This window comes from Methylosinus sp. KRF6 (assembly GCF_018887255.1).
GTDB classification, from domain to species: domain Bacteria; phylum Pseudomonadota; class Alphaproteobacteria; order Rhizobiales; family Beijerinckiaceae; genus Methylosinus; species Methylosinus sporium.
This window is the reverse complement of the sequence record NZ_JAHLJF010000001.1, coordinates 3,518,165-3,537,608: the sequence shown is the minus strand read 5'-3', so window position 1 is coordinate 3,537,608 and position 19,444 is coordinate 3,518,165. Positions and strand designations below refer to the sequence as shown.

Below are 19,444 nucleotides of genomic sequence, written 5' to 3'. Positions count from 1 at the left end.
GTCCGTCCGTTCGTCAGAGCGCCTGGAAGAGCGCGGTATACATGGCGTCGATCGCAGAGATGAGCTTTGCCGACGCCTGATAGGAATTTTCGAGATCGAGCATTTTCGACATTTGGTCGTCGAGATTGACGCCGGTCGCGTTGGAAAGGGCGTCGGTCGTCTGCGACAACAGCGTCGACTGATAAGATTCGGTCTCGCTGGCCTGCTGGCGTTGCGCCTCGAACCAGCCGAGCGATGACGTCGCATAATCCATCAGTGATAGACTGGAGCCGAGGCCCGCGGCAGGATCGAAGCCCTGAGCCGTCGAAAAGGATGCGACGAGCTCGTTGATTCGATCGGTGTATCCTGCCGCGCCGGTCGTCGTGTAGATATAGGCGGAGTTCGTCGGATCCGAAATGCCTCCGTCGCGTAGTCGGTCGAGATCGCCGCCCTGGCTCGGATCCGCATTCGGATTGACGATGATCTGACCGGCGAGACCGGGAACGACGCTCGCGCCGGGCACGGACGTAGCCCCGGAATAAGTGAACAAGCCGGGAGCCGGCGAGCCCAGTCCGGATTGGTCGGTTTCAGCAAAGGCGGCGATCAGCCCGCGCGCGGTCTCGTCGAGCTGATTCTGATATTGAGGAGCGACCACATCACGAAGCTGAGTGAGCCCCTGCAATTTTCCCGATTGGATCGCCATCGCGGGGGAGGCGCCTGTTACAGGGACGCCATCGACATAGACCGCGTTTCCTGTCGTCGACGCCGTATAGGAGCCGTTCGCCTGGAATGTGACGGAACGCGGGCTCGTTTCGAAGAGCGTGGCGCCGCCATCGGCGTAGATCACCATATCATTATTGGCTCGCGTGACCGTCGTCACGCCGATTTCGGTCGACAGCGATTTGAGCAGAGCGTCTCGCTGGTCGAGCGCCGACGTCACATCGCGCCCGGCGTTCGTTCCGGCGACAATCTCCGAATTCACCTGCTGGAACTGCGAGAGGATCGAATTGATATTCGCGACCGACGCCGCTATGTCGCTGTCGGATTGCGCGCGCAATTGCTGCACGGTCATATCGGCGGTGTTGAGCGCCTGCGCTACCGCCTTGGCGCTCGAAAGCACATTTTGCGCGACAGTCGTATCGGATGGCGACGCGCTGTAGCTCTGCAGCGCGCCTTTCAGCGCGGACAGCAGCGCTGCGGGCGAGCGATTTGTGGAGGTATCGGTCGCGGTTCCGGAAGAGAGTCCCAGAGCCTGATCGATCTGGTCGAGCCCGGATGACAGCACCGCCGCGGCCGCTTGGGTAGCGGAGGCTTGAAGGGAGTTCTGGAACAGCGCTGCATTGGTGGCGCGCGCTACGCCACCGACCTGAGCCGCGCCATTGGAGGTGGTCGAAACGAGAGCCGTCTTGGTCGCATAGCCGGAGACATTCACTCCGGCTATGTTGCGCGAGACGACACTTATTTGAGCTGTGATCGTTCCGAGCGACTGGTTGGCGATCGCTCCGGCATTAGTGAGTGACATGGAGACCGCCCATCATTGCGTCGCTTACTTCAGATTGTTGAGCACTTGCATCACTTCCGACGCGACCTGAAACACTTGACTGTTCGCCGTGAAGGAGCGTTGCGCGACGATCATGTTCGACAATTGGGTCGCGAGATCGACAGTCGAGCCCTCGAGCGTGGACGATGCGATCGATCCCATGCTTCCGGAATTCGCATCGCCGAGATAGGCCACCCCCGAGTCCTTGGTGACGGCGAATATATTGCCGGATTGCGCTTGCAAATTGGTGGGGCTGGCGACCCTGGCGAGAGGGATTTTGCTCGCAGCCACCGACTGGTCATTGCCGAGCACATAGCTCAGCGTGCCGTCCTTCGAGATGTTGACGCTGGTGACCTGCGAAGCGGCGTTGCCATTGATCGTCGGATTGACGACAGAGAAGGAACTGCCGCGCTGCGTCATTGCGCTGAGATCGAGTGTGAGCGTGGAGCCATTGGGAACGGCGATCGAGGCGCTGGAGCCGCCGGTGAGGCTTCCGTCCGTCGAGGAGAAGGTGAGAGACTGCGTGGTGAGCGGACCAGACGAATAGGGGAAGCCGCCATCGGTCGCTGTCGACGCGTCGAACACCGACATTTCCCATTCATTGTCGGATGTCTTGGAGAAGTAGACATCGAGCGTGACGGCATTGCCGAGATTGTCATAGGCGGTAGCGGATGTCTTCTTGGAATAGGTGGAGGTCGAGGCGTTCGCCGAAGGGAGATCGGCGGCGCCGACTACATCGGCGGTCTGGGGAAGATTGGCGCTGAGCGTTCCTTCGGTGGATGGCGTGCTGATCGTCGTCCCATAGGGGATCGTGATCACCTGCAAGCCCGCGGGATCGGATGGCGCGGAAGCCGCCGAGGCGCTGTAGCCCATGAGATAGTAGCCGGCCGTATTGACGAGCCGGCCTTGCGTATCGGGAAGGAAGGAGCCTGCACGCGTCAAATAGGTGTTGCCGCTCGCATCGCTCACGACGAAAAAGCCCTCGCCTGAGATAGCGAGATCGGTCGCCGATGTCGTGTTGAGCGTGCTGCCGGCTTTGGTGATTTCGATGACATTGCTCGCAGCGACGCCGCCGTCGATGTCGGCTCCGCCCTGCACGCTCGACAGAAGCGTCTGAAACTGCGTCGTCGCTTCCTTATAGCCGACGGTTCCCGAATTCGCGATGTTTTCCGCGACCGCGCTGAGCGCCGTGGTCTGCGCCGACATGCCCATAACCGACGTGTTGAAAAGCGCGCTCGCCGTCATCTGCCGTTCCTTCATATCCGTGAGACGTCGGGATTAGAAGTCTCAAAGCTTGCGTGAAGCTGTCGACTGCGCACGAATGGACCATGCGAGGAAAACGGTTAACCTTGAAATAATCTCGTTCTCATATCTTGCGACTGCCGGCGCGGGTTCTGCATTTCCAGGTTCGTTCGGCGCAACCGACAGAGGGACATTCGAGGTGAAGAGACCAGATGCGATCAAGCCACTGCTGCATGGAGCGAAGGCGAACGAGATAAGCGCCGGCGCATGGCTTCGGCGGGTCACGTCTCGAATGCTTCCACGCGAAGGCGTCGTCACCTACTCGGTCGTCGTGGAAGAGCGGCCCTCCTTCGTCGAAAGGCGACGAGAAGCGCGGCGCCCGGTGCATTTGCAATCGGGCAAAATTCTCGATGGCGGCGAGCGCTTCCTCACAGAGTTTCTCTATAAGAACCGCACCGGCGGAGGAATCAGGCTGCGCCTCGCGCAGCGCGTCCCGCTCCCCCGCTCCATTCTTCTCTACGATGATCAGCAGGGAGCGCTGCTCGCTGCGAATGTGGTTTGGCAGAGCGGCGTCGACGCCGGCTGCCGGATGAGAGGGCGGTGGCCGCACAATGAGAAACTGCTCCTGCGAATGAGCGGTCCATACTATGCCGTTCAATGATCAGGGGGGGCGGAGGCGTAAGCCTCACACCAGATTTGATTACTAATTTCTTAACGACCCGCCGTTCCTGGGAGACCTCCATATGCATCCGATCAATGAACTGAAGCAGCTCCGTGAGCAGATGATCGAACAGCTCACTCAGATACCCGAGTATCAGGCGTTGAAGGCTATGGAGCGGTTCATCGGCGAGCTGTCGAACATCTATGAGGGCGCCAACGCTCCCGCGCAGAACGAGGCCTCCCTTCACAAGGCGACAGTGGCCGCGCTCGACAGCCGCCACAAGAACGACGTTTCGAGCGGGTCTCCGCGCGTCACTCCTTATATCCCAGCGCATCGCGTGGCCTGATCCGTTTTTTTGGGCGATGCGCCGAGCGCTCGGCGCATCGGCGTGTCCCATATCTCGGAGCGCTCGCTTACGGCGGGCGTTCCTCGCTCGCTAATGAAGATTTAACCGCCCATCGCTAGGCTGAAAGCATATCGGGTTGGCCAAACGCGTTCGAGCGTCGGTCAAAAGCATGACGCTGCCTCGATATGCCGGCGATCCGGCATGTCCCCGTCGGGGCGCCTCCCTCCACACGATCAGTCGAACCCGCGCGACGCCGCTCTTTGCGAAAGAGCCGTGTGCGCACGACGAGACATCTCGTCCTTTCGCCTGTCCGAGGAATCGCGAGGTCGCACGCTGCGACGGAGCCCGGTCGTCTTTACATCAGCAGCGAGGGCAGAGCGGTGAAATTCTACGCGACTCTTTTTCCGCCCGTCATCGGGATGGCGATCGGACCGCTCGTGTCGCTCGGTCCTCACACGCTGCTGAGCGGCGCCGCCTTCGATCCTCTTTGGGGAGCCGCCGGAGCGGGCGTCACGCTTCTCGGCGCCGTCGGCGCCTACCGCGCGATTGCGAGCCGCGTGGCCAGTCCCACGGCGCAAATCGTCGCCTCGCTCGATCGAATTCGCAGCGGCGATATAGAAACGCCGATCGCGCCGGGCGGCAAAGGCGGCGAGCTCGACGCCGCTTTCGACGCATTGGAAAAGCTTCGCGCCGCATTGCAGGACGACACGCGTCGACGCGCCGAGGCGGAGAGCGCCGAGCGGCGTGCGGCCGACGAAAGGCGCATAGCGCGCGACGCCGAGTCGCGCGGCTATATCGATGCGCATGAATTCTTCATGAAATCCTTCACCGAAGGCTTGGAGCGCCTCGCCGCGGGCGGTCTCGCGCATCGGCTCGACGCTCCATTTTCCGCGGATTACGAGAAAATCCGACACTGCTACAATTTGGCGGTCGATAGGCTGCGCGGCGCCTTTGTGGATATAATGGACCATATCGACGGTCTGACGTCGCGAACGCGGGAAATCGCCGGCGCGGCCGATGCGCTGGCGCAGCGCACAGAGCAACAGGCGGCGAGCCTCGAGCAGACATCCGCGGCGCTCGAAGAAATCACCTCCACGGTTCACAAGACCTCCGATGGAGCGCAGCGCGCCGCCGGCGTCGTGTCCGAAGCTCAGGCCGATGCGACGCGCAGCAGCGAAATCGTGCGCAATGCGATCGAGGCGATGGGGCGGATCGAGACGTCCTCGCGCCAGATCGGCCAGATCATCGGCGTGATCGACGAGATTGCGTTTCAGACCAATCTCCTCGCCTTGAACGCCGGCGTCGAGGCGGCGCGGGCGGGGGAAGCCGGACGCGGATTCGCCGTCGTCGCCTCCGAAGTGCGCGCGCTCGCGCAGCGTTCCGCGGAAGCGGCGCGCGAGATCAAGAGCCTCATTTCGACATCATCCTCTCAAGTCGAAGACGGCGTCGCTCTGGTCGCGCAGACCGGCAAGTCGCTCGGTCGCATCGTCGATCAGGTAGTGGAGGCGAACAAGGTCGTCGTCGAAATCGCCAATGGCGCGCGCGAGCAGGCGACGGGCCTCGCCGAGGTCAATACGGCTGTCGCGCAAATGGATCAATTCACGCAGCAGAACGCCGCAATGGTCGAGGAGACCACGGCTGCGAGCCATGGCCTGAAAAGCGACATAGAGCGGCTGTCGATATCGGTCGCCGCGTTCGATCTCGGCGAGCGCCCAGAATCTGGCGCCGGCACCGTGAAGCGGATGAAGCCGCAATCGGCGAGCAAAACGTCGCCGCAGCGGCGTGTCGCGACGCGTGGCGCAGCGCTTCCGAAGGAGCAGGCGACGCCGATCGAAGAGGGCTGGGAGGAGTTTTGATCATGGCCGAGGCATTTTCCCGCGTGGCGACGAGCGAGGCGAAGGAATTCATCGCCTTTCATATCGGCGCGCAGACATTCTGCATCGACATTATGGCGGTTCGCGAAATCCGCGGCTGGACGCCGGCGACGCCTTTGCCACATGCGCCGAACTTCGTGCGCGGCGTCATCAATCTGCGCGGCGCCGTGCTGCCGGTCGTCGATCTCGCCACGCGCCTCGGCCTGACGCAGAGCGAGCCGACCGCGCGCCATGCGGTCATCGTGGTGCAATCGGCCGGTCAGATCGTCGGCCTTCTCGTCGACGCAGTGTCGAATATTTTGACGTTGACGCCCGACGCGATCCAGCCGACCCCGGAAGTCGCCTCGGAAATCGCGCGGACTTTCGTGAAGGGCGTCGTCGCCGCGGGTGACGAGATGATCAGCGTGCTGACCATCCAGAATCTCCTGCCGGAGCCGGTTCTCGACGCGGCGTGAGCTCGAGCCGGCGCCCCTCCCGCAACGACATCGAGACGAGCCCATGATCACTGTCCGTCTACCCGAAATCCTCGACATACGCGCGGCCTCTCCGCTCGCCGCGGAGCTTCTTCATTCGCGCGGCAATCCGCTCACCATCGACGCATCCGACGTCGCCAAGGTCGGCACGCAGTGCATTCAAGTGCTGCTGTCCGCACATGCCACCTGGACTGCGGACGGCTTGCCGCTGAACGTCGCGCATCCATCCGAGACTCTGCTCGACGCCCTGGAGACGCTCGGCATTCCCTTCACCAAAATTTCCGAACAGGAAAGCACGAAATGAGCAAGACCATTCTGACCGTCGACGATTCTCGAACCATGCGCGAAATGCTGATGCTCGCGCTCTCCGAGGCGGGCTTCAGCGTCGTGCAGGCAGAGGACGGCGTGCATGGGCTCGAAGTGCTCGAGAAGGCGACGCCCGATGTGATCGTCACCGATATAAACATGCCGCGCATGGATGGTTTCGGATTCATCGAAGGCGTGCGCCGGCACGAGAAGCATCGCGGCGTTCCGATTCTCGTGCTGACGACCGAGAGCGACGGCGAGAAGAAGGACCGCGCGCGCAGAGCCGGCGCGACCGGCTGGATCGTCAAGCCGTTCAATCCCGTGAAGCTCGTCGACGCGATTCGTCGCGTGGCCGTTTGAGAACGTAGCCTTGTAAGGGAGTGCGCCCGTGGATCCGATGGCCGCCATCAAGCAGACATTCTTTCAAGAATGCGAGGAGCAACTCGTCGAATTGGAGAGCGGACTGCTGCGAATGGAGGACGGTGACGACGATCTCGAGACCGTCAACGCCGTGTTTCGCGCCGTCCACTCGATCAAAGGCGGCGCGGGCGCCTTCGGCTTCGACGAACTCGTCGAATTCGTCCATGTCTTCGAGACCACGCTCGATCTCATACGCTCCGCCAAGCTCGCCGCGACGCCGGCGGTGACAAAGACGCTGCTTCGCGCGTCCGATGTGCTCGCCGATCTCGTTCGCGCTGCGCGTGAAGGCGGCAGCGCCGACGCCGGCGCCGTGAAAATCATCGCCGACGAGCTCAGCGCGCTGCTCGGCGGCGCGCCGCGGCAGGACGACGACGGCAAGGTCAGCGTCGACTCTCTCGACTTCGAGCCTGTCTGCATCTCGCTCGACTCGATTTTCGACATCGGCGAGCCCGAAGCCCCCGCGACGCAGGATTTCATCCTGCGCTTCAAGCCGGCCGTCGGACTCTACGCCAAGGCCAATGAAACGCTGCGCCTGCTGCGCGAGCTCGGCCGGCTCGGCGAGACGACCGTCGAATGCGACACGACCGAGATTCCGCTGTTGACCGAGCTCGATCCCGAAGGCGCTTATCTCTGCTGGACAATCCATCTGACGACGAGCGCGCCCGAACAGCAAGTACGCGAGATATTCGAATTCGTCGAGTGGGATTGCGAGCTTTCGGTGGAAACGGCCGATGTCGGCAAGCTGCTCGAGGCTTTGCAGGAGTCGCTCGAGCCGCATGAGGCGCCGCCAGCGCCGATCGCCGTCGCGGAGCTGCGGGATACCAGCGTCGCCACCGATCCCGCGCCGACCTCCTTCGCCGCGCCGAGCGACGATCATCCCGTCGCCGCCAGGGCGGAAGCGGCCAAAGGCGAGGGCTCCGGCGCGGTTCAGGCGACGATCCGCGTCGATCTCGATCGCGTCGATCGCCTCATCAATCTCGTCGGCGAACTGGTCATCAATCAAGCGATGCTGTCGCAGCGCGTGTCCGAGGCCGGCCTCTCGCGCGCCTCTTCCGTCGCGATCGGACTCGACGAGCTCGAGCAGCTGACGCGCGATATTCAGGACAGCGTGATGGCGATCCGCGCGCAACCGGTGAAGCCCGTGTTTCAGCGCATGTCGCGCACTGTGCGCGAGGTCGCGTCCATGACCGGAAAGTCGGTGCGGCTCGTCATGGACGGCGAGACGACCGAAGTCGACAAGACCGTCGTCGAGCGTCTGACCGATCCGCTCACACATATGATTCGCAACGCCGTCGATCACGGAATCGAAAAGGCGGAAGACAGAATCGCCGCCGGCAAGCCCGAGGAAGGCTCGCTGCGCCTCTCGGCGACGCATCGCTCCGGCCGCATCGTGATCGAGGTCGCCGACGACGGCGCCGGCATCAATCGCGCGCGCGTGCGCCAGATCGCCGTCGACAAGGGCCTCATTCCGGCGGAAGCCAATCTCACCGACGACGAGATCGACAATCTCATCTTTCTTCCCGGCTTCTCCACCGCCTCCTCCATCTCCAACATCTCCGGCCGCGGCGTCGGCATGGATGTGGTCAAGCGCGCGATCCAGGCGCTCGGCGGCCGCATCTCCATCTCTTCGGTTCCCGGACGCGGCTCGACCTTCTCGATGAGCCTTCCGCTCACGCTCGCCGTTCTCGACGGAATGGTCGTCACTGTCGGCGGCCAGACCCTGGTCGTTCCACTGACTGCGATCATCGAGACTCTGCAGCCCAAGAAGGAGAGCGTGCACGAGCTCGGCAGCGGCGCGCGCGTCATCGCCACGCGCAATACATTCACCCCGCTGATCGATGTCGGCGCCGTGCTGCTCTACCGCGACGAGCCGATCGAGCCGACGTCGCAGGTCGCGCTTCTCGTCGAGTCGGAGAGCGGCGCCAAATGCGCATTGCTCGTCGACGCCATCCAGGGCCAGCGGCAGGTGGTGATCAAGAGCCTCGAGACCAATTACGGCCATGTTCACGGCATTGCGGCGGCGACGATATTGGGCGACGGCCGCGTCGCTCTCATCCTCGATGTCGATGCGATCGTCGCGCGCCCGCGCGCCGATATGATCGTCGCCGACATGCCCGCTGCGGCCGAATAGAGTGTTTTTTTGGACGCCGGCGCGTGGAATGCGCGACATGACAAAAGCCGAAGTCTTTCCTCGTCTCGAGAGAGCGCGGAAAGACTGGAGGCCGCCCCGCCATCGACATCGCGCCCCGCCTCGAGAGGGGCCCACGACAAAAAGAACGTAAGCAGCCGCATGAAAAACCGCCACTTCGCCACGGCTCCGCTCGTCCCTGGGGAATTTCTGCTGACGCAGGAGGATTTCCGCCGGATCGCCTCGATTCTGCACGAGGACGCCGGCATCTATCTGCCGGACTCCAAAGCCACGCTGGTCTATTCGCGCCTGGCCAAGCGGCTGCGCAGCCTCGGGCTCGAGAATTTTCGCGACTATTGCGCGCTCATCGTCAGCGATGACGGCGTCGACGAACGCCAGAAAATGATGGCCGCGCTCACCACCAATGTCACGCGCTTCTTCCGCGAGCCGCATCACTTCAAGCATCTCGAGGAAAATGTCCTCGCCAAGCGCGCGGCCGCGGTGCGCAAAGGCGCGCGTCTGCGCATCTGGTCGGCGGCCTGCTCCAATGGCCAGGAGCCCTACTCCATCGCCATGTCGATCCTCTCCGTCATACCAGAGGCGGCGGAGCTCGATGTCAAGGTTCTGGCGACGGACATAGATCCGAACATGGTCGCCGCCGGCGCCAATGGCGTCTACGGCCGCGATGTCATCGAGGCGGTGCCCACGCAGCTGCGCAGCCGCTGGTTCACGCCGCTCGGCGGCGGTCGCGACGAATGGGGCGTGACGGAGGAGCTCGCTTCGCTCGTCTCCTTCCGCGAGCTCAATCTCATCGGCCATTGGCCGATGACGGGACGTTTCGACGCCATCTTCTGCCGCAACGTCGTGATCTATTTCGAAGAGAAAACGCAAGAAAACATTTGGAGCCGCTTCGTTCCGCTCTTCAATCCGGACGGGCGGCTCTACATCGGCCATTCCGAACGCGTTTCGGGCGCGGCCGCATCCGCCTTCGAATATGACGGCGTCACCACTTATCGGCTTCGGTCCAGAGGAAATTCGTAAGATGGCTGTTCGTGTGCTGATCGTCGACGATTCCCCAACCATGCGCGGCCTCATCGCAGCGACGCTCTGTCGGGATCCTGCAATCTCCGTCGTCGGCGAGGCGGCCGATCCGCTCGAGGCGCGCCAGGCCATCAAGACGCTCGATCCGGATGTGGTGACGCTCGACGTCGAAATGCCGAATATGAACGGACTCGATTTTCTCGAGAAGATCATGCGACTGCGTCCGACGCGCGTGATCATGGTCTCGACGATGACGGAGCGCGGCGCCGCGACGACGATCAAGGCGCTCGAGATCGGCGCCTTCGACTGCGTCGCCAAGCCTTCATCCAAGGATCCGCGCTCTTTCGACGAGCTCCCCGCGAAGATCAAGGCGATCGCGGCCACGCCTATCGGCCGCTACGAGCCGCATCGCGGCGAGCCGATCCGCGTCGAGCCGGCGGCGCTGCGTCGCGAGCCGCAGTCCGCGGCGTCCCGCTATTCGCCTGATGGGCGATTGGTCGCGATCGGCTCCTCCACCGGAGGCGTCGAGGCGCTGCTCACGATTCTCTCGCAGTTCCCGGAAAATTGTCCGCCCACGGTCGTCACGCAGCACATGCCGCCCGTGTTCACCGCGAGCTTCGCCGCGCGTCTCGATCGCATGTGCAAGCCGCAGGTCGCGGAAGCCGTTGACGGCGCGCAGATCCTGCCCGGCCGAGTCTATCTCGCGCCCGGCGGCGCCGCTCATCTCGAAGTGGTGAAGCATGTCGGCGGCTATCGCTGCCGCCTCACCAATACGGAAGCGGTCAACGGCCATCGTCCCTCCGTCGACGTTCTGTTCAACTCCGTCGCGCAATGCGCCGGCCGCAATGCGCTCGGCGTGATCCTCACCGGCATGGGCCGCGATGGCGCGCAAGGCTTGCTCGCATTGCGCGATGCGGGCGCCGAGACAATCGGCCAGGACGAGGCGAGCTCGCTCGTCTATGGAATGCCGAAGGCGGCCTTCGAGATCGGCGGCGTCGCCAAGCAACTCACGCTGCAGCGCATCGCCGCGCACATACTCACTTCGACGAACCAGTAAAAGCAAGGGGGGAATCCATGTCCATCGCCGCCCAATTGAGAGTCTTGATCGTGGACGACACGAGCACGAGCCGTATGCTCATTCGCGACGGCCTCGAGGAGCTCGGCGTGCGCAATATCTTCTTCGCCGGCGACGGCGAGCAGGCCCTGCAATTCATGATGGCCACTCCCGCCCATCTCGTCATCTCCGACTTCAACATGCCCAAGCTCGACGGCCTCGGCCTCCTGAAGGCGATCCGCAATTACAATCCCACCAAGAAAGTGCCGTTCATCATGCTCACCGGGCGCGCCGACAAGGCGCTGCTCGAGAATGCGGTGAAGCTCGGCGTCAACAACTTCCTCACCAAGCCCTTCACCGTTCCGGCTCTGAAAAAAGCGCTCGAAGCGATCATCGGCAAACTCGCGTGATTCGAATGAACGCCGGCACGAAGCGAATACACATCATCCAGGGCGAGTATCGGGTGATCGACGATCCGAGCGTCGTCATCGCGACAGTTCTCGGCTCTTGCGTCGCCGCCTGCATCAGGGACGCGGATGCCGGCGTCGGAGGAATGAATCATTTTCTGCTGCCCGGCGATTTCACCTCGTCGCGCAATGGCGAGGCCGAACGCTATGGCGTCCATCTCATGGAGCTGCTCGTCAACGGCCTCTTGAAGAAGGGCGCGCGGCGCGACCGGCTCGAAGGCAAGCTGTTCGGCGGCGCGCGCATGATGGAAGGGCTCTCCGACATCGGCGCGAGAAACGCCGAATTCGCGAAGCGATTTTTGCAGAACGAAGGCATTCGCCTCGTGGCCGAGCATCTCGGCGGCGACCGCGGCCGACGCGTCGAATATGAACCGGTGTCCGGCCGCGCCAGGCAGAGCCTTCTCTCCGGCCCGACGCCGCAGACCGTATCGGCGCCGGCAGTCATGCCGAAGCTGCCGGCGGCGGGCTCACTGGAGCTGTTCTGATGACGGAGCCGAAGACGACCTCGCCCTGCGGCGCGAATGAGCGAGCCCAACCGCTCGTCGAGGTCCTCTCGCGGCTGGCGGCGGAGCTGCGCAACACGGCCAAGGAGACGGATCGTCTCCATTGTCTCGTCGACGGCGTACAATGGAGCGATGTGGAGGAGAAGCACGAGCTCATCCACTCGGCGCAGGCGATCGACGCGATCGAGCAGACGCTCTCGGCCCTCTCCGATTTCGTCTCGGCGCTCGCAGAGCTCGCGCCGGCCGATTGGGAAATCGCCGGCGGAATTGCGTCGCGCAGCGTCAAGCTCGCAGAGCTCGCCGCGCGTCTCGGCGATCACGCGGACGATGGGCGAACGGATCACCCGGCCGGCGAAATGGAATTTTTCTGAACGCCGCCGGAGCGTTCACTCTTCCGTGGCCAGCAGCTCACGCAGCTTGCGGCTTCGCGCCCATTGGGCGACATCCTCGGCGACATCCTTGAACGCGGCGACATCGGCGGGCTCATGCGCGCGCTCGGCGGCCGTCTCCATCAGCCCGGCGGCGACCGAGAGCAGCACCGTCGCAGAGGCGCGCAGAAATGTCGGGGCATCCCCCTTTGCGTCGTCCACCTCTGCCAGCAGGCGATTGACGATCCCGCGCAGCTCGTAATCGAGCGTCTCCAATTCGCGACGCAACTGCGCGTCGAGATCGCGGCATTCGGCGATGGAATAGGGACGCAGGCCGCCAGCAGCGCCAGGCTCTCCGTCACCGTCCGGGGAAGACGGTCGATCGACACGCGTCACGGCGACCTCCAATCGCAGACCGGCGATAGCCGCTCTTTTCGAGCCCTATCGTAACGCCTCGCTGGAATCAATCCAGGGGACAACTCATCGTTGTGCCCGCGTCGCCGCTTCGCCTCGCTGCGTCTCCTCATCGGAAATCGGGTCCGCAGCGCTGCGCGTCCATTTGCGCGTTGACCGCGTGCAGCTCGCCTTTGAGCCGCGCGATCTGAGGCTCCCGGTCGGCGTCGAAGGGCGTTCCCATCGGCGTCGGAACGCCGAATGTGCGCGTGCGATCATCGGCGGCCAGCTGATCCTGCGCGGAGCCGGCGAAAATCAGCGCCTGCGCGATGCGCGCGCGCCGCGCGACGAGCTGCGGGCAATCGGCCCCGATGAAGAGTCCCGGATCGACCGGCGCCGGCTCTATTTCCCGCGTCGGCTTGGCGCAGGCCGCGAGGCCGAAGGCGGCGGCGACCGCGAGAGCCGGCGAAAGCGCCCGACAGCGGATCTGAACTTGTCTCTTATGGCTCATTTCTCTCGATATCCCGCGGCGGTCGCTCAGAAGTCCGTCCAGGCTCTGCTGCGACGATCGCTCGCGCCGACGCGCCGGTCCAGCGGTTCTATGCGCCGCGTCGGGAGCTCTTCGCGCTCGGAGGCGACGAGGCGAGGCCCGCTCGCGCCGGGCGCCGCGACCACGCCCTCCCGGGCGATGCGGAAGCGCGAGATCAATTCGATGAGCTGTCGCGTCTTCTCGCTGAGGCCATGGCTGACGGCGGTGGTCTGCTCCGCCATCGCCGCATTCTGCTGCGTGATCAAATCCATCTGGCGGACGGTTCCATTCACCTCGTTGAGCGCCGCCGCCTGCTGGCGCGCGCGATCGGCGATCTCCGCCACCACGCCATTGACGCGCGCGACCTCCTCGACGATATGCGACAGCGCTTCGCCGGCGCCGCCGACGAGCGAGACGCCGCGGCCGATCTGCGCGTTGGACACGGAGATCAACGTGTCGATCTCCTTGGCGGCCTTGGCGCTGCGGCGCGCGAGATCACGGATTTCGGCGGCCACCACGGCGAAGCCGCGTCCCGCTTCGCCGGCGCGCGCGGCTTCCACGCCCGCATTCAGGGCCAGAAGATTGGTCTGCGTCGCGATCGAGTCGATGACGCCGATGATCTGCGCGATCTTCTTGGACGATTGCTCGATATCGCCCATGGCGCCGATCGCCTGGCGCACGATGCCGCCGCTCGCCTGCGCCTCCGTGCTCATATCGGAGACGATCTGGCGCGCATTCCCGGCGTCCTCCGCCGTCCGCGTGACTGTCTCCGTGATCTGCGCGAGCGCCGCGGCCGTCTCCTCGAGATTGGCGGCCTGGCTCTCCGTGCGCCGCGACAGATCGTCGGCCGCGGCCACGGTCTCCTGCATTCCGGCGCCGAGCAGCTTGGTGCTCTCCGCCATTTCGCCGATCGCCTCGGACAATTGGCCGACGGCGGTGTTGAAGTCTATCTGCAGCCGCCGATAGGCGCCGGGGACCTCGTCGGTCAGCCGCGAGGTCAAATCCTTCTCGGCGATTCTGGCGAGCCCGTCGCCCAGCAGCTGGACGATGCGCGCCTGTGCGGCGTTCGCTTCGGCGATCAGGCTCTCATCGGCCCGATGGTCGAGAATGACCTGACGAAGATTGACGAAAGCGTCGGCGAGGCGCCGCACACTATCGGCGCATTCGTCGATCTCGAGACGGTAGGATGTGTCGCCGTCGGCGAGCCGGCGGATCGCTTCGGTCACAACGGCGAGCGGCTGCACCACGCGCGTGCGAATTGCGACGCCGCCCAGAATGCACAGAAGCGCGATGAGGGCCGGACCGACAAAGAGCGCCGCCAATCTCGGGTCACGCGCCGTCACCCAGTCGCTGCCGTCGGCGAAGAGGCGCCAGCTCACGACGGCCTGCGCGAATGCGATCGCCGCGATGACGGACAGCAGCACGGCCGACCGTAGGCGCAATCCCCTCGGAACAAAATCGCGCAAGCTGTTCACCCTCTAAATTCCCGCGCCCACCCGCAACGAATGGTGGATCGCGACGCGTCGCGACGGGCCGGATCGCAGAGGCGAGCGCCGCTCCGGGGGCGCCGCCCGGCCGAACGGAATGCTGAACCGCCGCCAGACAGTAATGGCAGAGGCCACGTTAAGTTAAGGTTAATAGAAACCTATTGCGCGCCGGCGAGCGCGGCGGCGCGCGTCTGCGCGAGCGCTTTCTCGATCTCGGGAAGCAGCGTCTCTTCCAGAGCCTGCCGGGTCAAAGGCCCGACGTATTTATAGGCGATGGCGCCATCGCCGCGGATGACGAAAGTCTCCGGCACGCCATAGACGCCGAAATCGATCGCCACGCGGCCGGCGAGATCGACGCCGATGGAGGCGTAAGGATTGCCGACGTCCTCGAGGAAGCGCAGCGCATTGGCGGGCTCGTCCTTATAGGCGAGGCCGGCGAGCGTCACGCCTTTGCCGGCGAGAGCGGGATCCTTGGCGAGCGCCAGCAATTGCGCATGTTCCGCCCGGCAGGGCGCGCACCAGGAGGCGAACACATTCACCACACTCACATGGCCTTTGCGCAGATCATCGCCGACGAGGCCGCCGACGCCGGCGAGCCCCGGCAAGGCGGGAAGCGCGAATTGCGGCGCCTGCTTGCCGATGAGCGCCGAGGGCAGACGCGACGCGTCGCCCGCGAACAGCCGCGCCAGGAAGAGAAGGGCGAGAGCCGCGAAAACGGCCAGCGGCAGGAACAGCGCCAGCCGGCCGCGCGGCGCGTCTTGCGCGCTCATAGCGTCTCCTCGCGAGCGCCGGCGGTCTTCTCCAGTCGCGCCAGCTCGGCGGAAAGACGTCTGTTCTCGAGCAGAATGCGCGCCAGCAGGACGAGCACCGTCGCCGCCGTCACCCCATAGGCCAACAGAATATAACCCCAATGTTCGTCGGTCACTGCGCCGGCTCCAGCAATTCCGCAGCCCCGCCCTCTTCTCCGGCGGCGGCCGCCTGCAGCGTCAGCCGCGCGACGCGGCGACGCAAAATCTCATTGCGGATCGCCATCAGATGCAGGGCGAGAAACAGCGCCGTTGCGCCGAGCGCCATGATCAGCAGCGGCCACAGCATGGCGGCGGCGATGGTCGGTCCGCCGGCGCGCAGCACAGAGGCCGGCTGATGCAGCGTGTTCCACCAATCGACCGAGAATTTGATGATCGGAATATCGACGAAGCCGACCAGAGTCATGATCGCCGCTATGCGCGCCCCCCGCGGGGAGTCTTCCATCGTCTGACGCAGCGCGATCAGGCCGAGATAGAGCAGGAAGAGGATCAGCATGGAGGTGAGACGCGCGTCCCACACCCAATAGGTCCCCCACATGGGCTTGCCCCACAGCGAGCCCGTCACCAGACAGATGAAGGTGAAGGCCGCGCCGAGCGTGGCGGCGGTCTTTTGCGCGGCGTCGGCCAGCGGATGACGCCAGACCAGCACGCCGAGCGAGGCCGATGTCATGACCATATAGGCGAACATTGCGAGCCAGGCGGCCGGCACGTGGATATACATGATCTTGACCGTCTCGCCCTGCTGATAATCGGCGGGCGAGACGAAGAAGACGAGATAGAGGCCGAGGCCCGAGAGCAGAGCGCTCGCGGCGCCGAGCCAGGGCAGGACGCGCCGCGTCAGCCGCAGAAAGACGGCGGGATTGGCGAGAGACGAAAACGCGATCATGACGGCCTGCGCAAACGAGACGCGACGGGCGGAGAGGGAAACGCCCTCTCCGCCCGCGTGATCAGTTGGAGATTTTAGACTTGGGCTGCTCGGCCGGCTTCGCCTGCTCGGCCGTCTGCGGCTTGAACTTGCCGTGCAGAATCTCGACCGCGGCGATCAGCTGCTTGTCCTTCTTGGGGTCCGGCGGCACATAGGCCTGCGAGCCGCTCTTTTCGTCCTCGCCATTCTTCAGATGGCCCTTGAGCGAGGCTTCGCCCTTGGTGTCGTCCTTGCCCTTCAGCTCGTCCGGCACATCCTGCAGCAGATTGATGTCCGGGTCGATGCCCTTGGCCTGAATGGAGCGGCCCGACGGCGTGTAATAGCGCGCCGTGGTCAGGCGCAGCGCGCCATTGGCGCCGCCGAGCGGGATGATGGTCTGCACCGAGCCCTTGCCGAAGGAGCGCGTGCCGAGAATGGTGGCGCGCTTGTGATCCTGCAGCGCGCCGGCGACGATCTCCGAGGCCGAGGCGGATCCGCCATTGATCAGCACCACCACCGGCTTGCCGCGGGAAATATCGCCCGCCGCCCGCGCATTGTAGCGCTGCGTCTCATCGGCCGTGCGGCCGCGCGTGGAGACGATCTCGCCATGGTCGATGAAACTGTTCACCACTTGGATCGACTGATCGAGCAAGCCGCCGGGATTGTTGCGCAGATCGACGATATAGCCCTTGAGCTTGTCGCCGGGCATCTCCTGCTGGAACTTCTGGATCGCCGTGCGCAGCCCGTCCGAGGTCTCCTCGTTGAACTGGGAGATGCGGATATAGCCGATGTCGTCGTCTTCCTTGTGCGAGCGCACGGATTTGATATGGATCTCGGCGCGCGTGAGCTTGACCTCGATCTTCTCCCGGTCCTTGCCGCGCAGAATGGTGAGCTTCACCGAGGTGTTGATCTGGCCGCGCATCTTGTCGACGGCCTGATTGAGCGTGAGACCCTGCACATTGTCGTCGTCGATCGCGAAGATGAGGTCGCCGGACATGATGCCGGCCTTGGACGCGGGCGTGTCGTCGATCGGCGTCACCACCTTGACGAGGCCGTCCTCCTGCGTAACCTCTATGCCGAGGCCGCCGAACTTGCCCTCGGTCTGCGTCCGCATGTCCTTGAAGCCCTTGGCGTCGAGGTAGCTCGAATGCGGATCGAGCGAGGTGAGCATCCCGTTGATCGCCGATTCGACCAGCTTCTGCTCGTCCGGCTTCTCCACATAATCGGCGCGGACCTTGTCGAAGACGTCGCCGAACAGGCTCAAATTCTTATAGGTGTCGGCAGCGGCGGCGAAGGCCGGGGAGCCGATCAATAGGCGCGCATTCTGTCCGAGCGTGGCGCATCCCGCCCCGATGACGACTCCCGTTATGATCAATGAGGCCTTGCGCATCATCCGCCAACCTTCTGAAGTTCCGGCTTCGCCCACCATGGGCCCGGATCGATGGACGTTCCGTCCTTGCGAAACTCTACATAGAGAATGGGCTGTTTCGCGCCGATAGCAATGGCCGCCGCAGTCCTGACGGCGCCGCCGCCCATGTTCGCCACCGGCTCGCCGGCGAGGACGAATTGTCCCACGGCGACGGAGATCCGATCCATTCCGGCCAGGGTGACATAATAGCCGCCGCCGGCGTTGATGATCAAGAGTTGACCATAGGATCGGTAGCGCCCTGCGAAAACCACCCAGCCGTCGCTGGGCGCGGCCACGATCGCGTTTTCGCGCGCCGCTATCGACACGCCCTTCTCGGCTCCGCCCTGACCGTCCGAGGCGCCGAAGCGCTTGACGACAGGCCCCGCGGTCGGCGGCGCCAATCGACCTTTCAGATCGGCGAAGGCGACGGCTGGAGCGAGACGGGCGGGATCCTTGAACGGAGCCGCCAGCGCCTTGGCGCGGCTCTCCTGCGACATTGCGGCGTCCGCCGCGGCGCGCTCGGAATCGGCGCGTCGCGCCGCTTCGGCCGCGCGCCGGCCCTCCTCCACCTCGCTCTCCATGCGAGAGATCAGCTCCTTGAGGTTGGTCGCCTTGGACGCCAGCGCGCGCGCCCGCTCCGCCTCGAAATCCAGCGCGCTCTGCGCCAGCATCAGCGCCTTCTGCCGCGTCTCGACGAGCGCCTCGAGCCGCACGCGCTCCTCCTTCAAATGCTCGAGCTCGGCGATGAGGCTCGTCTTCTCCGCCTCTACGCGGCCGCGCAGCGTGACGAGGTCGGCGAGATCGGTCTTGAGCGTCTCCACCTCGGCGCGCATTTGCGGCAGCATCGAGCCGAGCAGCATGGCGGCGCGAATGCTCTCCAGAATATCCTCGGGCCGCGCCAGCAGCGCCGGCGGCGGCTTGCGCCCCATGCGCTGCAGCACGAGCAGCACCTCGCCGATCAGCGCGCGACGGCCGGCCAGCGATTTGACCAGCGCCCGCTCGCTCTGCACCGACGTCTCGAGCTTGGCGCTCACATCCTCCGCGCGCTTTTCCAGCACGCCGACCCGCTGCACGGCGTCGACCAGCGCGGCGTTGAACTTGGCGCGATCGGCGCGCAGCGTCTCGATCTCAGTCTCGATTTTGCGGCGGCTCTCGGCGGAGACCGTGATCGTGTCCTCGAGGCTGCGCAGCTCCGAACGTTTTCCGGAAATATCGGGGGAATCCGGATTGTCGGCGGCGTCTCGCGTCTCGACGATAGGAACCGGCTTCAACGTCGTCGTCGTCAGAGCGCCGCGCAGATTTTCCGCTCGCGCGGGATTTGCGATGGCCGTCAGCACGAGGCCGAGGACGGGAAGACAGACTTTGGGAAAGCAGCCGCTTGGCTCCCGACGCTCCACTCCCCGTCGCATGATCCCGCCGCTCGACCTATGCCTCATGAACGGCGTCCGCTTCGCCCGCGACTCTTTGCGCCCGCCGGAAGCCGGCGTGCGAATCTCGCGGCAGTTTGGCTATTCA

22 protein-coding genes are annotated in these 19,444 nt (G+C 64.4%); 12 read left to right on the top strand and 10 right to left on the bottom strand.

The window, feature by feature from the left end; all coding sequences use genetic code 11:
• Positions 1-13 precede the first annotated feature (13 nt).
• Together flgK and KP010_RS16720 are read right to left on the bottom strand one after the other, a co-directional pair.
• Positions 14-1,501 (bottom strand): flagellar hook-associated protein FlgK, encoded by a 1,488-nt coding sequence (gene flgK, locus KP010_RS16725; protein WP_142862241.1) that lies wholly within the window; start codon positions 1,499-1,501, stop codon positions 14-16.
• Between the two features lie 24 nt (positions 1,502-1,525).
• Entirely contained in the window at positions 1,526-2,764 is a 1,239-nt protein-coding gene (locus tag KP010_RS16720; protein WP_142862240.1) for a flagellar hook protein FlgE, read from the bottom strand.
• A 196-nt stretch (positions 2,765-2,960) separates the two neighbouring features.
• On the opposite strand from KP010_RS16720, the gene KP010_RS16715 reads away from it, so the two are divergent.
• From KP010_RS16715 to KP010_RS16660, 12 genes are all read left to right on the top strand, one after another.
• Entirely contained in the window at positions 2,961-3,422 is a 462-nt protein-coding gene (locus tag KP010_RS16715) for a hypothetical protein (RefSeq protein ID WP_216281226.1), read from the top strand.
• 82 nt (positions 3,423-3,504) lie between these two features.
• A complete protein-coding gene (locus KP010_RS16710; protein ID WP_108916850.1) occupies positions 3,505-3,768 on the top strand; it encodes a hypothetical protein in 264 nt (87 codons plus the stop codon).
• A 380-nt stretch (positions 3,769-4,148) separates the two neighbouring features.
• Positions 4,149-5,624, top strand: a complete 1,476-nt coding sequence (locus tag KP010_RS16705) for a methyl-accepting chemotaxis protein (RefSeq protein WP_246659775.1) — start codon at positions 4,149-4,151, stop codon at positions 5,622-5,624.
• A gap of 2 nt (positions 5,625-5,626) precedes the next feature.
• The gene (locus KP010_RS16700; RefSeq protein ID WP_108916851.1) at positions 5,627-6,097 is read left to right on the top strand and encodes a chemotaxis protein CheW; all 471 of its coding nucleotides are present in this window, start codon (positions 5,627-5,629) and stop codon (positions 6,095-6,097) included.
• A gap of 43 nt (positions 6,098-6,140) precedes the next feature.
• A complete protein-coding gene (locus KP010_RS16695; RefSeq protein WP_142862238.1) occupies positions 6,141-6,419 on the top strand; it encodes an STAS domain-containing protein in 279 nt (92 codons plus the stop codon).
• Positions 6,416-6,781: a response regulator gene (locus tag KP010_RS16690; protein WP_108916853.1), complete on the top strand. Its 366-nt coding sequence runs from the start codon at positions 6,416-6,418 to the stop codon at positions 6,779-6,781. Before KP010_RS16695 ends, KP010_RS16690 begins: the two co-directional genes overlap by 4 nt.
• 37 nt (positions 6,782-6,818) lie before the next feature.
• Positions 6,819-8,972: a chemotaxis protein CheA gene (locus tag KP010_RS16685; RefSeq protein ID WP_142862321.1), complete on the top strand. Its 2,154-nt coding sequence runs from the start codon at positions 6,819-6,821 to the stop codon at positions 8,970-8,972.
• Between the two features lie 159 nt (positions 8,973-9,131).
• Positions 9,132-10,010: a protein-glutamate O-methyltransferase CheR gene (locus tag KP010_RS16680; RefSeq protein ID WP_108916854.1), complete on the top strand. Its 879-nt coding sequence runs from the start codon at positions 9,132-9,134 to the stop codon at positions 10,008-10,010.
• Position 10,011: 1 nt separating this feature from the next.
• Entirely contained in the window at positions 10,012-11,067 is a 1,056-nt protein-coding gene (locus tag KP010_RS16675) for a chemotaxis response regulator protein-glutamate methylesterase (RefSeq protein WP_142862237.1), read from the top strand.
• A gap of 17 nt (positions 11,068-11,084) precedes the next feature.
• Complete coding sequence (locus tag KP010_RS16670; protein WP_108916856.1) at positions 11,085-11,474, top strand: response regulator; 390 nt, start codon at positions 11,085-11,087, stop codon at positions 11,472-11,474.
• On the top strand, positions 11,474-12,016 hold the full coding sequence (locus KP010_RS16665) for a chemotaxis protein CheD (RefSeq protein ID WP_370464683.1): 543 nt from the start codon (positions 11,474-11,476) through the stop codon (positions 12,014-12,016). The genes KP010_RS16670 and KP010_RS16665 overlap by 1 nt, the downstream gene beginning before the upstream one ends.
• Positions 12,016-12,405 carry a hypothetical protein gene (locus KP010_RS16660; RefSeq protein WP_142862236.1) on the top strand — a complete coding sequence of 130 codons (390 nt, stop codon included), beginning with the start codon at positions 12,016-12,018 and terminating at the stop codon, positions 12,403-12,405. The genes KP010_RS16665 and KP010_RS16660 overlap by 1 nt, the downstream gene beginning before the upstream one ends.
• A gap of 15 nt (positions 12,406-12,420) precedes the next feature.
• Here the strand turns inward: KP010_RS16660 and KP010_RS16655 are convergent, their stop codons facing one another.
• From KP010_RS16655 to KP010_RS16620, 8 genes are all read right to left on the bottom strand, one after another.
• The gene (locus KP010_RS16655; RefSeq protein ID WP_142862235.1) at positions 12,421-12,798 is read right to left on the bottom strand and encodes a hypothetical protein; all 378 of its coding nucleotides are present in this window, start codon (positions 12,796-12,798) and stop codon (positions 12,421-12,423) included.
• 127 nt (positions 12,799-12,925) lie between these two features.
• On the bottom strand, positions 12,926-13,306 hold the full coding sequence (locus KP010_RS16650; protein WP_142862234.1) for a hypothetical protein: 381 nt from the start codon (positions 13,304-13,306) through the stop codon (positions 12,926-12,928).
• Between the two features lie 26 nt (positions 13,307-13,332).
• Positions 13,333-14,799 carry a methyl-accepting chemotaxis protein gene (locus KP010_RS16645; RefSeq protein WP_246659774.1) on the bottom strand — a complete coding sequence of 489 codons (1,467 nt, stop codon included), beginning with the start codon at positions 14,797-14,799 and terminating at the stop codon, positions 13,333-13,335.
• A gap of 170 nt (positions 14,800-14,969) precedes the next feature.
• Positions 14,970-15,581, bottom strand: coding sequence for a DsbE family thiol:disulfide interchange protein (locus KP010_RS16640; RefSeq protein WP_142862233.1), 612 nt, complete (start codon positions 15,579-15,581; stop codon positions 14,970-14,972).
• Positions 15,578-15,736: a heme exporter protein CcmD gene (ccmD, locus tag KP010_RS16635; RefSeq protein WP_108916863.1), complete on the bottom strand. Its 159-nt coding sequence runs from the start codon at positions 15,734-15,736 to the stop codon at positions 15,578-15,580. Before ccmD ends, KP010_RS16640 begins: the two co-directional genes overlap by 4 nt.
• On the bottom strand, positions 15,733-16,503 hold the full coding sequence (locus KP010_RS16630) for a heme ABC transporter permease (RefSeq protein WP_142862232.1): 771 nt from the start codon (positions 16,501-16,503) through the stop codon (positions 15,733-15,735). Before KP010_RS16630 ends, ccmD begins: the two co-directional genes overlap by 4 nt.
• Before the next feature lie 61 nt (positions 16,504-16,564).
• The gene (locus KP010_RS16625) at positions 16,565-17,914 is read right to left on the bottom strand and encodes a S41 family peptidase (RefSeq protein WP_216281224.1); all 1,350 of its coding nucleotides are present in this window, start codon (positions 17,912-17,914) and stop codon (positions 16,565-16,567) included.
• The gene (locus KP010_RS16620) at positions 17,911-19,338 is read right to left on the bottom strand and encodes a murein hydrolase activator EnvC (protein WP_246659773.1); all 1,428 of its coding nucleotides are present in this window, start codon (positions 19,336-19,338) and stop codon (positions 17,911-17,913) included. Before KP010_RS16620 ends, KP010_RS16625 begins: the two co-directional genes overlap by 4 nt.
• Between the last annotated feature and the right edge of the window lie 106 nt (positions 19,339-19,444).